The sequence below is a fragment of the Nesterenkonia sp. CL21 genome (assembly GCF_031705515.1).
GTDB classification, from domain to species: Bacteria; Actinomycetota; Actinomycetes; order Actinomycetales; family Micrococcaceae; genus Nesterenkonia; species Nesterenkonia aethiopica.
In genome coordinates this window covers 26,970-40,946 of the sequence record NZ_JAUTWR010000003.1, presented here as the reverse complement: position 1 = coordinate 40,946, position 13,977 = coordinate 26,970, and the positions used below count along the sequence as shown (strand labels likewise).

Annotated in this window: 9 protein-coding genes; 1 reads left to right on the top strand and 8 read right to left on the bottom strand. The window is 65.2% G+C overall.

Going from position 1 to position 13,977, the window contains the following annotated elements; all coding sequences use genetic code 11:
- Positions 1 to 147 precede the first annotated feature (147 nt).
- Complete coding sequence (locus Q7C18_RS06755; RefSeq protein WP_311024727.1) at positions 148 to 3,411, top strand: BTAD domain-containing putative transcriptional regulator; 3,264 nt, start codon at positions 148 to 150, stop codon at positions 3,409 to 3,411.
- Positions 3,412 to 3,574: 163 nt separating this feature from the next.
- On the opposite strand, the gene Q7C18_RS06750 is transcribed toward Q7C18_RS06755, so the two are convergent.
- The 8 genes from Q7C18_RS06750 to Q7C18_RS06715 form a co-directional block, all read right to left on the bottom strand.
- Complete coding sequence (locus Q7C18_RS06750) at positions 3,575 to 5,149, bottom strand: MFS transporter (protein WP_311024726.1); 1,575 nt, start codon at positions 5,147 to 5,149, stop codon at positions 3,575 to 3,577.
- A 181-nt stretch (positions 5,150 to 5,330) separates the two neighbouring features.
- Positions 5,331 to 6,044 carry an SDR family NAD(P)-dependent oxidoreductase gene (locus Q7C18_RS06745; RefSeq protein ID WP_311024725.1) on the bottom strand — a complete coding sequence of 238 codons (714 nt, stop codon included), beginning with the start codon at positions 6,042 to 6,044 and terminating at the stop codon, positions 5,331 to 5,333.
- On the bottom strand, positions 6,041 to 6,361 hold the full coding sequence (locus Q7C18_RS06740; RefSeq protein ID WP_311024724.1) for a hypothetical protein: 321 nt from the start codon (positions 6,359 to 6,361) through the stop codon (positions 6,041 to 6,043). The genes Q7C18_RS06745 and Q7C18_RS06740 overlap by 4 nt, the downstream gene beginning before the upstream one ends.
- The gene (locus Q7C18_RS06735) at positions 6,358 to 7,680 is read right to left on the bottom strand and encodes a Glu/Leu/Phe/Val dehydrogenase (RefSeq protein ID WP_311024723.1); all 1,323 of its coding nucleotides are present in this window, start codon (positions 7,678 to 7,680) and stop codon (positions 6,358 to 6,360) included. The genes Q7C18_RS06740 and Q7C18_RS06735 overlap by 4 nt, the downstream gene beginning before the upstream one ends.
- Positions 7,677 to 9,344, bottom strand: coding sequence for an MFS transporter (locus Q7C18_RS06730; protein WP_311024722.1), 1,668 nt, complete (start codon positions 9,342 to 9,344; stop codon positions 7,677 to 7,679). Before Q7C18_RS06730 ends, Q7C18_RS06735 begins: the two co-directional genes overlap by 4 nt.
- On the bottom strand, positions 9,341 to 10,990 hold the full coding sequence (locus Q7C18_RS06725) for an MFS transporter (protein ID WP_311024721.1): 1,650 nt from the start codon (positions 10,988 to 10,990) through the stop codon (positions 9,341 to 9,343). Before Q7C18_RS06725 ends, Q7C18_RS06730 begins: the two co-directional genes overlap by 4 nt.
- Positions 10,987 to 12,600, bottom strand: coding sequence for an MFS transporter (locus Q7C18_RS06720; RefSeq protein WP_311024720.1), 1,614 nt, complete (start codon positions 12,598 to 12,600; stop codon positions 10,987 to 10,989). Before Q7C18_RS06720 ends, Q7C18_RS06725 begins: the two co-directional genes overlap by 4 nt.
- A gap of 107 nt (positions 12,601 to 12,707) precedes the next feature.
- On the bottom strand, positions 12,708 to 13,352 hold the full coding sequence (locus tag Q7C18_RS06715; protein ID WP_311024719.1) for an NAD(P)H-dependent oxidoreductase: 645 nt from the start codon (positions 13,350 to 13,352) through the stop codon (positions 12,708 to 12,710).
- Positions 13,353 to 13,977 lie beyond the last annotated feature (625 nt).

The window sequence follows — 13,977 nt, the reverse complement described above, 5'->3', positions numbered from 1 at the left end:
TGTTCTGTCCGTCGAACAGCCTGAGCGAGAGTGGTTTCGGAAAGCCTTCGGCGCTGTACCCACTGGGCCAGCGGGTCTCCAGCAGCGACACTCCCGATCCCGTAGCGGGATAACGGCTCACCGCTGGTTCGACGTAGAATCGGGTACATGCGAGTCGAGGTGCTGGGCCCGGTTCGGCTCAGTACCGACGAGGGCGTCCCGGTGGAGGTAGTTGAGCGCCATCTGCGCCTGTTGCTGGCCTCATTGGCTGCCAGCGACGGTGAACCGGTGCCTGCCGATACCTTGGTCGATCGCCTGTGGAACGGGGATCTCCCGGCCAATCCCAAGAAGGTGCTGCAGGCCAAGCTCTCCCGCCTGCGCACGACCTTGGACCGGGCGCGGCCGGGCGCCCGCGAGCTGCTGACTCATACCCCTGCCGGTTACCGACTCGTTCTGGATAACGGCGCTCTCGATGCCGGACGGTTCAAGAACGCTGTCGAAGGGGCGCGGCGGATGGGGCCGTCGCCGCAGAAGGTCGAAGCTCTCACGCAGGCGCTGGCCATGTGGGGCGGCTATCCGTTCGGCGACATGGCTGACGAGGTCTGGCTGGCCCCGGTGGTCGCCGAGTTGCATGAGGTCCGCGGCGATGCGTTGGAGGCACTGGTCGAGACACTCGTCGAAGAGGGAGACCCGCAGCAGGCGCTCAGTCAAGCCAACGGTGCCATCGAGGAGTACCCTACCCGGGAGACTCTGGTGGGCTCGGTGATGCTGGCGCTGTATCAGGTTGGTCGGCAGCACGATGCGCTGGAGTTGTTCGAGACTCTGCGTCAGCGTCTGGCCGAGGACCTCGGCGTCGACCCCACGCCGCGAACGCGTGAGTTGCACGGGCGTATCCTGCGCCAGGACCCTGCTCTGGCGCAGAAGTCCGCGCCGGAGCCAGCACCCGGGTCGGTGGTCGAGCGTTCCAACCTCCCGGCCCAGACCAACCCTATGATCGGAAGAGAACACGAAAGCAGACAGATCGAGGCACTGCTGACCGGTTCTCGTCTGGTCACGCTGACCGGGATCGGCGGAGTGGGCAAGACCCGCCTGGCGCTGCACGCCGCCCAACGACAGGCACCTCACTTCGAGCGCGGCACCTGGTTCATCGACCTGACCGAGCTGACGAAGACCCCAGATGAGCACCTCGGCTCTGGTGAGCGCGTCGCCTCCCTGGCGGCGACCGTCGTCGGACTCCCCGAGCATCCCGGGACCACGAGCACCGTCGACCGGCTCAGCGAGGCACTGGGGGCGCGACCGTCGTTGCTGGTGCTGGACAACTGCGAGCACGTCATCGCCGAAGCCGCTGTCTTCACCGCACACCTGCTCCGCACGACACCCGAGGTGAGGGTGATGTCCACCAGCCGTGAGCCCCTCGGACTGCCCGAGGAGCAGCGCTACGACATCGGCACCCTGAGCACCGAAACAGGCCAGGATGGCAGTCCCAGTGAGGCGGTGACGTTCTTCACCACACGCGCTCAGGCGAGTGACCCGAGTTTCCGGCTGGAGGACGATTCCGCCGATGCGGTCGACGAGCTCTGTCGGCGGCTCGACGGTCTGCCGCTGGCGTTGGAGCTGGCCGCGACCCGCGTCCGGGGTCTGTCGGTCACCGGTTTGCTTGACCGGCTCAGCGAACGTCTGAACATCCTGCGCCGACCCGGCCACGCAGCGCCCCGGCGCCAACAGACCCTGCGAGGGATGATCGACTGGAGCTGGTCCCTGCTTGAGGCGACGGAGCAAGCTGTGCTCCGTCGCCTGGCTGTGCACCCGGGCACCTTAAGCCTGGATGCAGCCGAGGCGATCTGCGCCGATGACTCCGAGGGTCGCGACGCGATGGCAGTGCAGCGGGAGGAGGTCGTGGATATCCTGCTGGGTCTTGTTGATCGCAGCCTGGTCACCACCGTCTCGACATCGACAGGAGTGCGCTATGGGTTGCTGGAGTCCATCGCGACCTACGCGAGTGAGAAGTTGGACAGCGACGGCGAACGCGACGTCGCCGCTGAACGCCACCTGCGGTACTACCTCGCTCTCGCGCGTGAAGGCGATCAGAAGTTACGCGGCCCGCAGCAGCGTCAATGGCTTCCACGACTAGAGGCCGAACACACGCAACTGCGTCATGCCTTCGACGAAGCGGTCCGCCGGGAGGACGGAAGCAGAGCCACGGCTATGGCTGTGGCGACTTTCTGGCACCAGTGGATCGGCGGACGACACAATGATCTCTCGCGCCGCTTAAGCACGGCGATCACCCTGCCCGGTCCTAGGGACGATACCTACGCGACTGCCGCGACGCTGGCTCCGGTGATGGACCTGACCATCGGACCGGAGGAGTCCGCTCGCTGCGTGGCCGAGGCGCTTGCGTTGTTCACCGACCGTGGCGGAAAGGCCAGGGTCCAATGGTTCGCGGGGGCTTCGCTGCTCGCCGCCGGGCTCCGCGAGGTTGGCGAGGCGCACATGGACGAAGCCGTCGAGGTGTTGGTGGCCACCGGACAGGATTGGGATGCCGCAATCGCGGTGAGCCAACGAGATTGGTTCACCTGGAGCCAGCAGGGCCACGCGTCTTCCGGATTGCCTGACGGGCGCGATCCAGAGGCGATCATTCGGGCTTCCGGTGACGGCTACGGGATGTCTCAGGTGCTCGCCGTGCACTATTGTGCCGCGGAAGTCGAGGGAGATTACGCTCGCTCCGCCGAGGCCGCGGAGCGCAATATGGAGATCTGTCTCGATCTGGGGTTGTGGTCCGAGGCAAGTTTCTGGCTCACCATCACCGCGATCGCAGCGCTACGGATCGGAGATGTCACCCTCGCAGGCGACCGCCTGACTGAGGCCAGATCGCTCGCAAGCGATATCGCCGATGACGACGGTCTCCAGTTCGCCGACTTCGGCCTCGCCCTGGTGGCCCGCTACCAAGGCGACCTGGTGAAAGCACGCGTGCTGCTGGACCGCTGGATGGTTATCGACGAGCCCTTTGCGTTGCCTCTTGAGGCAACGCGAGCCTCCAGTTCTCAGTTCGAATCGGGGTTCCTCGCTGTGCAGGAGGGTGACCTGGCCCGAACTCGGAAGACCATCGACGGACTTCGCGACCCGATCCAGCGGACGGCGCGGCCGGCCTCGGTGGCCCGACTTCTCGAGCTGACGGCCGCCCTCCGCGCCGCTAGCGGAGACGAGCTGTCCGCCGCTGAGCTGCTGGGAACGGCCGCAGCCGTACGCACTGACGCCGGTGCCGAGCCGTCCGCCCCCGAGGAGCAGGACATTCAGCGGATACATGAACGGGTGTCCGAGAGGTTGTCCAAGACCGAGTTGTCCGATGCACTGGCGCACGGCAGCACAGCCGATCCTGTCGAGCAGCTGGCAGCCGCAACGCAGGCGAGCCCCGCAAGTGCCTCGGGGCACTGATCACTGCCTGGCCAGCAGGATGCCGGTGGAGTAGGGCGAGTCCGACTCCACCGGCATGAACGAGACGATGGTGACAGCCACGATCAGCAGCCCTGCATCCAGGACACTGCTCTTGAGAGCCGACGTGCGTTGGCCCTGCGCTCGGTTTGCTGACGCTCTGACTTCACTGCTCGCTCGGCGTCGCCGAGGATCGTTTTCGCAGTACGCGGCGCAACCACAGCAGGGCGATCAGCGCCATGATCAACTGCAGGCTCCCGGCCAACCCGAATCCGGCCTGTGTTGCGACGGTGAAGGCATGATCGAGGGCGTGGCTGATCTGTGCTTGTAGGGTTCCGTCCGCCCGTTCGGCAACTGCTGCCGCTGCGCCGAAGCTGTCGCGAGCGATGTCGAGTTCGTTCGCAGATAGTCCGCTGGGCGCTTCCCGAGTGAACAGGGGCCGGTATATCGCCATGGCCAGGCTGCCGGTCACGGCCAGGCCTCCTGCGTTGCCGAGCGAAGAGAAGACGTTCTGAACCGCCACCGCTGGTCCGGAGCGTTCTGGTGGGACGCTGGTGACGATCATCTGGGTGCACATTGTCATGAACGGTGAGCCGAACAGCATGATGGCGCTCAGTGCGATGATCTGGCTCGCCAGGGAGCTGGTGCCGAGCAGCGGGATGACCACCAGCGCGCTAGCTCCGGAGAGCGTAAGCGTGAGGGCCAGCACTTGAGTGGGCTCGATGAGTCGCTGCAGCACCGGGGTCAGCAGGCTTCCGATGATGCCCGACACTGCGGGAGCGGCCAGGAGTAGTCCGGCTTGCATGGACGAGAGGCCTTGGACGACTTGGAGATGCTGCGCGATCAGCATGTTCGTTCCGGCGAACGCGAACGCAGCGAAGGACAGCAGCACCAGCAGGATTGCGAATCCTTTGGTCCTGAACAGAGCGAGGTCGAGTAGCGGATGGTCGCTGCGTGCCTGGCGACGTAGGAAGAGTCCCAAGAGAGCGACGCCGAGGACGATGGCGGCCACGCGCAGTGGACTGGCCCCACGGTCGGCCAGTTCTTGGAGGCCGAAGATCAGCGCCATGATGCCTAGCACCGACAAGATGACGCTGAGCGGGTCGATGCGAATACTACGGTCAGGGGTGTCTCGTGGCAGGACGAAGGGTGCAGCGAGAAGTAGGAGCGCGGCAGCGGGGACGTTGATCAAGAACACCGCTCCCCACCAGAAATGTTCGAGAATCAGCCCACCCAAGGGCGGGCCGGCGGCAGATCCGCCCATGAAGGCCGCGGTGAAGATCGCGAACGCGGTGGCGTACTGACGTTTGTTGGTGAACATCACCCGGAGGAGGGCGTGGCCGGCTACGGTGAAACTTCCTCCGGCTACTCCCAGGAGAGCGCGGGCGCCGATCAGCATCTCGGACGACGTCGCGTATGCGGCTAGTAGCGAGGCCAGCCCGTAGGCACCGACTCCGAGCACAAGGAGTCGTCTGCGCCCGATCCTTCTGGTGAGTAGTCCAAGGGTGATGGCTGTGGCCGCCCCCAAGAAGTCACCGATATGCAGCATCCATAGAGACTGTGCTCCAGCGGGGGCCAGATCGGCGCCAATGGCGGGCATCGCAATGAACAACACCGTCAAGTCGGTCGAAAGCATGAAGATGGGGATAGCCATCGCGAACAGGCCCAGCCACTCCCGCACCCCTGCCCGTTCCCTTTCCGGCAAGTCTGGGGACGGTGAGCGCTTAGCTTCGGTGTTCATGGGCTCGCTTCCTGTCGTGATCTACTGCCATACCGTTGCCGTCGTCATGGACCGTGAAGGCGAAAGCCAGAGTCTGGGTACTCCAGTACCGACCGAGAAAACACCGCTGAGAGTGGGGAACACGAGATCACGTCTCGTAAGGACGGGAATGCTGCGTCCGCGTTCGCTCGGCGCTAGCGGTTCAGAACCGCTCATCGCGAATCGCCGCAAGCGTTACCTCCCTGAGGAACGAGGACGGCGAGAGCGCCAAGATCGTCTGCATGAGGCGGACAATGTCGTGCACGGGAACTAGTTGCCCGTCACTACGGCGCGAAGCGTGCTCGAGTGGGGAGTCGAGGCTGTCTTCGGTGTTGAGGTAGCCCAATTGCAGTGTGGTGACGGCGAGGCGCTCGTTCCGATGGCCCTCGCGCAGTGCATCGGCGATGCCGTTGAGGGCGAACTTCGACGCACCGAACGCAGCCTCGGGGCGCCCGCTGCGGGATAGGCCCGATGTGGAACCGGTGAGGATGACCCGCGGCTGCGCATTATCGAGGAGGATGGGAAGGAGCCGTCGAAGTACCAGCAAAGCACCGGTGATGTTCGTGGCGATCATCGACTCGATCTCGCCCTCGTCCTGGTCGATGAATCGATAGGCGTCTGTGAACGCGGTTCTCTCCCAGATCCCGACGTTGTAGATGACCGTCTCCAGGGAGGCGGGAGTTTGCTCCGCGATGACTCTGGCTGCTTTACGCGGGTCGGCGAGGTCAGCCCGAATCCAGCGGATGTCACTGTTCGCGGCTGTTTCGTGGGTGCGTGGGGTGCGGGCGACACCGATCACCTCGTGGCCCTGTTGGGCGAGGCCGTCCAGAAGAGCCCGCCCCAGGCCACGACTTGCGCCGACAATCATCACAGTCATTTCGCAACACTCGTAGCGGCTGCGGTGAACGACCCCACACCCAGCATCACGCCATCTGGAAGCCGCGTGGAGATCACCGACAATAGTTGCGAGATTGCGACCGCGGACAGGCTGAACGGCAGGAACGCCAAGCCGGTCACCAGGGCGCTGTGACCCAGAACACCTTGGAGGAAGGTGGTGAGGATGAACATGCCGGCGAACATGGCGATCCCCACCACGAACACGGCCGCCAACGCGACCAGGCGCTGCCGGTCGGCCAGCAGACGAGGCGGGATGAGCGGATCCGACGAGAGGTTGAGGGCTTTCGTGGTCGTCATGATGTGCTTCCTTCCACGTATCTCTTCGGGCGATTCGGTTCGTCGCGGAACCAGGTCTGGGTGCCCTTGGAGGCGATGGCGGCCCCCAGGCGGGTGAGGGCGTGGGCGTAGGCGGCGCGACGCAGGTCCACTCCGAGTTCGGTCGCCAGGTCGTGTACGGCCCCAAACTCACGCCGCATGACCTCGGCCAGCCGGTCGTGGACTTCGTCGAGCGTCCAGGACAGGCCGCTGCGGTTCTGGACCCATTCGAAGTAGCTCACGGTGACCCCGCCGGCATTGGCCAGGATGTCGGGCACGATCGTGACCCCACGTTCGGCCAGGGTCCGGTCGGCGTCGCTGGTGATCGGCCCATTAGCAACCTCGACAATCGTCGTGGCCTGCACTCGGCCGGCGTTGTCCGCGGTGATGACGCCATCGAGCGCGGCAGGGATGAGGAGGTCAACATCGAGTTCCAACAGCTCGCCATTGGTGATCATCTCGGCCTCGACGAGTTCGCACACGGTGCCCTCGCAGTAGACCGCACGTAGAGCGCGAGTGTCGTTCTTGGTCTGCACCAGGCTCGGCACGTCGAATCCCTCTGGGCGGTAGATGCCGCCTCGGCTGTCGCTGACGGCCACGACCCGGTAGTCGTCATCGTGGAGCAGGCCGGCGATATGCTGACCGGCGTTGCCGAAACCCTGGACGGCCACGGTGGTGTCCGCGGGGTTCCAGCCCTCGATCCGTTCGAGCTCCTTGATGCAGTAATAGGCGCCGCGCCCGGTGGCGTCCTCGCGGCCCAGGCTTCCGCCGAGTTCGACGGGCTTGCCGGTGAAGGTGCCCGGAGAATGGCGGCGCTCGATGCTGGAGTACTCGTCGGTCATCCAGCCCATGACGGTGGGGTTGGTGTACACATCTGGCGCGGGGATGTCGGTTTCGGGGCCGAGCACGTCGTAGAGGGCTTGAACGAAGCCGCGGCTGAGGCGTTCCAACTCCAGGCGGGATAGGTCCTTGGGGTCGCAGGTCACTCCGCCTTTGCCGCCACCGAAGGGCAGGTCGACCACCGCGCACTTCATGGTCATCCAGAAGGCCAGGGCCTTGACTTCGTTCAGGTCGACATCGTGGTGGAAGCGCACCCCGCCCTTGGTGGGTCCACGGGTGTCGTCATAGCGGACTCGGTAGCCCTCGAAGACGCGCAAGGAGCCATCGTCCATCCGAACGGGGATTGCCATCTGTGCTGAGGACTTCGGGTAACGGAGGCGTTCGATGACCTCCGGGTCGATCTCGACCAAGTCGGCTACCTCGTCCAGGCGGCGCAGCGCATCGGTGAGTACGTCGGTCATGGCTGGGTTCTCCTTAGTTCTTGATTGATAGGCATCTCGGCTGGCGTGATGGGAGGTTGTGATTCCGGTGTGGTTGCGGGTGCGCCAAGTGCCACCTCTGATGCGGATGCCTCGGGGGCGGGTTCATCTGCGGCATCGCTGGGCAGTTGGATGCCTTTGAGTCCGCGGAGGATGAGGACGATGGTGGCGATGCCGAGGACGACGGCGGCGATGTAGGCGGCGACGGTGCCCCAAGACAGGGCTTCCTGGGCCGCGGTGAGCAGGTCTTGGCCCGCGCGGCCGCCGAGATTTTCGGCGACGGCAACGGCTCCGCCGGGGCTTTGTGCGGCGGCGTCGAGATCGGCATCGGAGACACCGGCGGGTGCCGTGACGTTCAGGACTCGTCCGTAGACCGCCATCGCGAGGCTGCCGATGAAGGCCATGCCTAGCGCGGCGCCCATATTGCCGCTGATGTCTTGTATCGCTACCGCCGATCCGGCGCGTTCCTTGGGTGGAGAGGTCACGATGAGTTGGGCGCCGAGTAGTCCCAGGGGTATGACGCCGGCTGCGACGATGGTGGTGCCGGCGATCAACAGAGCGGTCAGATGCGGTGTGACCAGCAGCGCGGTGATGATCAGCAAGGCCCCCACTAGTGAGATGCATACTCCTGCGGCCATCAACTTGGAAGGGGCGATCCGACGCGCCAGCGGCGGGGTCAGCGCGGTGCCGATGATCGCGGCGACACCGGGGATGGCGAGCATCAGGCCGAGCTGGGTGGTGGGCACGCCGATGACGATCTGTAGGTACTGCACGAGGACGAAGTCCACGGCCACGAACGCCGCTGAGGAAATCACGAAGGCTATGGCACAGATTCGTAGTGCCCGGATGGCGAACAAGCTCAGATCAAGCAGAGGGTTGTCGATGCGTCGCTGCCTGCGGATGAACCACGCCCCGAACCCGACACCGGCGACGGCGGCCAGGACGTAGGGCACCGAGAGGCCTCGGTCGGCGATCTCCTGTAGGCCGAAGACCACCAGGAGCACTGCGGCCATGGACAGGGCGACGCTGATCAGGTCGATCCGATCACGGGTGGTCTCACGGGTGCGGGGGAAGATCCACAGGCCGGCGATCAGAACCAGGGCGGCCACAGGCACGTTGATGAGGAAGACCGCGCCCCACCAGAAGTAGCCCAGCAGTAACCCGCCCATCGGTGGGCCGAGCGCACCGCCGACCGACACAGCGCCCATCACCACCGCGAACGCGATCCCGAAATGCTTGGCGCTGGTGAACATCGAGCGCAGGATCGAGATGGCCGCCGGAGTTGCCGCCGCCGCGGCGGCACCCATCAGTACCCGTGCCACCAGCAGGGTCTCGGGATTGGGCGCGAACGCCGCCAGCATCGAAGCGCTGCCGTACAGGGCCATCACCACCAGCAGGAGGCGCTTATGACCGACTCTTCCAGTGAGCCAGCCCATGGTGATGACCAGGCCCGCGCTGACAAACTGGCCGATGTGCATGATCCACAATGTCTGCGTCGTGGAGGGTGCGAGGTCGGCAGTCACCGCCGGCATGGCCAGAAACATCACGGTCAAGTCCGAGCCGATCATGAACAATGGCAGAGCCAGCAACAGCAGGCCAGTCCATTCACGCCAGGTCGGGCGAGCTGAGACTTTGGTAGAGATCATGACGGGTCTTCCTCACGCGCGTCGTTTCTAGGAGAGGTCGGGAGTTGTGGCTTCGCTCCAGTGGTGGATAGACCCGGCTCCGGTTCGGGTGTGGCTGGATTGGCTCCGTCCTGGTCGTCTGTGGGCAGTTCGACACCGCGGAGTCCGCGCCAGATGAGCACGAGGGTTACCAGGCCCAAGGCGAGGGCGGCGGTGTAGGCGGCCAGGGTTCCCATCGACCACGCGCCTTGGACCGAGACGAGGAGCTGTTGGCCAGCGGAGCCGCCGATGTTCTCGGCGACGGCCACGCCACCACCGGGGCTTTGGGAGGCGGCGTCGAGGCTGTTTCTCGATACTCCGGCCGGGGCGTCGGACCCGAGCACTCGGCTGAAGACTGCCATGGCGAGGCTGCCGATGAAGGCCATGCCCATCGCCCCGCCGAAACCCGCACTGATGTCCTGGACGGCGACGGCCGAACCGGCCTGCTTCTTGGGTGCTGAGGTGACGATGAGTTGCGCTCCAATCAGCCTCAGTGGACTGACACCGAAGGCCACCATGGTGGTGCTGGCGATGAACAGCGCGACCATGCTGGGTGCGAACGCGATGGTGGCCATCACGAGCCCGGCACCCGCGAGCGACACCACCAGACCGATGGCGATCACGGAGGAGGCGGCGAGCCGGCGAGCTAGCATCGGCGTCACCAACGTGCCGAGGACAGCGGCGATGCCAGGGATGGCGAGCATCAGTCCGAGTTGTGCGGTGGGAATGCCGGTGACGATCTGCAGGTACTGGACCAGGATGAAGTCCACGGCCACGAACGCCATCGAGGACAGCATGAACGCAATCGCTGCGACTCGAAGGGGGCGAACGGAGAACAGATTGAGGTCCAACAGAGGGTTGGTCACCCGGCGCTGCCTGCGAACGAACATGACCCCTAGCGCGATGCCGACCGCCACAGCGAAGACGTAGGGCGCTGAGGCACCTTGGTCGGCGATCTCCTGCAGGCCGAAGACCACGGCGATCACCGCAGCCAAGGACAGTACCACACTGGTGATGTCGATCTTCTCCTCGGTCCGCTCGCTTGCCCGAGGAAACACCCAGAACCCCGCGAGCAGCACCACGGCGGCAACGGGAACGTTGACCAGGAAGACCGCGCCCCACCAGAAATACTCCAGTAGCACCCCGCCCATCGGTGGGCCGAAGGCCACCCCTGCGGAGAAGGCGCCCATGATGACCGCGAAGGCGATGCCGTAGTGGTTGGCGCTGGTGAACATCGTCCGCAGCATCGCGATCGCTGCCGGTGAGGCGGCCGCGGCGGCGGCGCCGATCAAGACCCGTGCCACCAGCAGAGTCTCCGGATTGGCAGCGAAGGCCGCCAGCGCCGAAGCCAGGCCGTAGAGAGCCATGGAGGCCAACAGCATCTGCTTGTGCCCGAGCCGCCCGACCAGCCATCCCATCGTGATGACCAGACCCGCGGCGACGAACTCACCGACATGCACGATCCAGAGCATCTGGGTGGTCGATGGACCCAGGTCCGCGGCCACCGACGGGGTCACCATGAACATCACCGTGAAGTCGGTGAGCATCATGAACATCGGCAACGCCAGTAGCGCCAGGCCGGTCCATTCACGCCAGGTCGGCTGAGCGGAGGTCGTTGGCGCCGTCATGACGGGGTGTCCTTTGCACGACGAGGTTTGAGAGGTGCTGATGTTCGCGGCGCTTCAACGGCAGTGGCGGCGGGCAGAGGTCCGTGCGGAGACTGCTCTTCCCCGGATGTGACAGGGCTGGCGGCCGGCTTGTCGGTGTCTGAGGGGAGTTCGACGCCTCGGAGGCCGCGCAGGATGAGCACGATGGTGGCGATACCGAGGGCGACCGCTGTGGTGTATGCGGCGACGGTGCCCCAGGACAGGGCCTCTTGGGCCACAGTCGCCAGGTCCTGACCGGTACTGCCGCCGATGCTCTCGGCGACCGCGATCGCGCCGCCAGGACTTTGGGTGGCGGCCTCCAGGTCTGTTGCGGACACGGCATCGGGTGCCCGACCAGCAAGGACGCGGCTGAATACCGCCATGGCGAGGCTGCCGATGAAGGCCATGCCCACCGCACCGCCCAGCCCGGCGCTGACGTCTTGGATCGCGACAGCCGATCCGGATCGTTCCTTGGGGGCCGAGGTCACCATCAGCTGGGCGCCGAGCAGCATCAGTGGGGTGAATCCGAAGGCCATTGCGGTGGTACCGAGGATGAATAGCCAGGTCATATGCGCAGCCAGCGGAATCGCGGTGATGATCGTCATCGCTCCGATCAGCGAGATCACCAAGCCGGCAGCCATGAGATGAGAGGGCGCGAGTCGACGTGCCAGCGGCGGGGTGAGCGCGGTACCGACGATGGCGGCGAGGCCGGGGGCGGCGAGCATCAATCCCAGCTGTGCGGTGGGTACGCCCGTGACGATCTGCAGATACTGGACCAGGACGAAATCCACGGCCACGAACGCCAGGGAGGACAGCACATAGGCGATCGCCGCGATCCGCAAGGCACGAACGGAGAAGAGATTCAGGTCCAGCAGCGGGTTGTCCACCCGACGTTGGCGGCGGATGAACCATGCACCGAGTCCGATGCCCGCGATGGTCGCCATGGCCGAGAGGACAGACACGCCCTGGTCGGCGATCTCCTGCAGCCCGAAGACCACGAGCATGATCGCCGCTAGGGAGAGCACGACGCTGGTCATGTCGATCCGGTCGGTGGTCCGATCACTGACCCGGGGGAAGAGCCAGAACCCCGCGATCAGCACCACAGCGGCGACCGGGACGTTGACCAGGAAGACCGAACCCCACCAGAAGTACTCCAGCAGCATTCCGCCCATCGGCGGTCCCAGTGCGCCGCCGGCGGAGAAGACTCCCATCAGTACGGCGAAGGCGATGCCGAAGTGCTTTGCGCTGGTGAACATCGAGCGCAGCATCGCGATCGCCGCAGGTGAGGCCGCTGCGGCGGCTGCACCGATGAGCACACGCGCGAGGAGCAAGGTCTCGGGGTTCGACGCGAAGGCAGCCAACGCTGATGACAGGCCGTACAGCCCCATAGTGGTCAGGAGCAGCAGGCGTGGGCCGGTCCTTCCGACCAGCCAGCCCATCGTGATGACAAGACCTGCCGCGACGAACTCGCCGATGTGCATGATCCACAACGTCTGCGTTGTCGAGGGTCCCAGGTCCGCGGTTACGGCGGGCATCGCCATAAACATCACGGTGAAGTCGGTGGCCATCATGAACATCGGCAGCGCCAGCAACGCCAGGCCAGTCCACTCGCGCCAAGTGGGGCGTGCCGGAGCCCCGGTGAGCTCATCGGTGGTCGTCATGGGGATTCAGCTCCTGCAGATCGTCGAGGGATGGGTTTTCATTCGGATTCGACGAAGGGGTAGGGACGTTCGGTGCGGGCCTGCCGCAGGGTCTGGGCCCACCAGACGAGCTGACCCAGGAACCCGTCGGCATGCTTCGACGTACGCTCGGTGTCTACGGGCCGGCCATCGTGATCGAAGGTCTTCCAGAAGTTGGCGAAGGTGATCGAGTCGCGCAGCGGCACAGCGTGGAACTCGGTGAACACGCTGCGCAGAGCGTCGATGGACTGCAGTCCGCCGGTGATGCCGCCGTAGGAGACGAACCCGACGGGCTTGAGCTGCCACTCGGTGTAGAACCAGTCGATCGCGTTCTTCAACGACGCCGGGTAGGACCTGTTGTAGATCGGGGTGACCACGACGAATGCATCAGCAGGCGCAAGACGCTGGCTCAGTTCGGTCACGGGCTCGGGCTGGGGCGCGTTCTCGTCGTTGCCGCCCAGTACGATCGGCAGGTCGTAGTCGGCAAGGTCGATCAGGTCGACTTCGACGTCCTTGCGCTTGCGGGCCTGATCGGCGATCCAGTTCGACGGGGTCGGGCAGAACCGATCGGTGCGGATGCTGCCCACGATGACTGCGACCCGGACGGGAGTGTTCGCGGTCTCCTCGGAGGCGGGCTTCTCGGTGGGAACGGTGGCGGTGGGCATCGGAATCGACTCCTTCGGATGATGTGTTCTGCGGTCGATACCGATCGTGCGGCGCACCGGCTTCGGGATGGTTTCGGAAACCCTTCGGCACCCACCAGCAACAGCGCCCCGATCGCCGAACTGCGTCGCGGCCACTCCGGCTGCGGAGGAGCCGAGAGCCACCGCTGCGGTGAGGAAGACCCGCGTCGTGCCGTTGACTCTTGCGAGCAGGCGAGCGAGTGTGACGGCCTGGCGGAAACTCATCATGACCACGGAGGCGAAGCCGATCTTGTAGAAGATCAGCAGCCATGCGGCCGCCGACACTGGGCCCGGTACTCGGCTCCCTGTGAAGGGAAGCGCGGCGGCAAGCGGCGCGATAGCGATGGTCTACTACGCCCGCACCACTCGCGCCGAGTCGGCCCTCCTGGTCGCAGGCGGGTATGATGAGTTGGGCAGTATCAGAACAAATCCCGAGCTTCTTGTTCTCGGACTAGGGGTGAGCACGACACCATGGCACGTGTGCCGTTGGATGCTAATGCGCAGTCCTGCGCTATCGGCATCGCCTTGTCTGCTCTTGAGCCCGACTACCTCAGCATTGGATGCCGCTGCCCGTATCCGTGATGAGGTGATGCGGGCCGCCGGCTGC

Bases quoted from the DNA above. Each gene is read 5' to 3' on its own strand.
- Q7C18_RS06755 (WP_311024727.1), top strand. From the start codon at position 148: ATGCGAGTCGAGGTGCTGGGCCCGGTTCGGCTCAGTACCGACGAGGGC.
- Q7C18_RS06750 (WP_311024726.1), bottom strand. From the start codon at position 5,149: ATGAACACCGAAGCTAAGCGCTCACCGTCCCCAGACTTGCCGGAAAGG.
- Q7C18_RS06745 (WP_311024725.1), bottom strand. From the start codon at position 6,044: ATGACTGTGATGATTGTCGGCGCAAGTCGTGGCCTGGGGCGGGCTCTT.
- Q7C18_RS06740 (WP_311024724.1), bottom strand. From the start codon at position 6,361: ATGACGACCACGAAAGCCCTCAACCTCTCGTCGGATCCGCTCATCCCG.
- Q7C18_RS06735 (WP_311024723.1), bottom strand. From the start codon at position 7,680: ATGACCGACGTACTCACCGATGCGCTGCGCCGCCTGGACGAGGTAGCC.
- Q7C18_RS06730 (WP_311024722.1), bottom strand. From the start codon at position 9,344: ATGATCTCTACCAAAGTCTCAGCTCGCCCGACCTGGCGTGAATGGACT.
- Q7C18_RS06725 (WP_311024721.1), bottom strand. From the start codon at position 10,990: ATGACGGCGCCAACGACCTCCGCTCAGCCGACCTGGCGTGAATGGACC.
- Q7C18_RS06715 (WP_311024719.1), bottom strand. From the start codon at position 13,352: ATGCCCACCGCCACCGTTCCCACCGAGAAGCCCGCCTCCGAGGAGACC.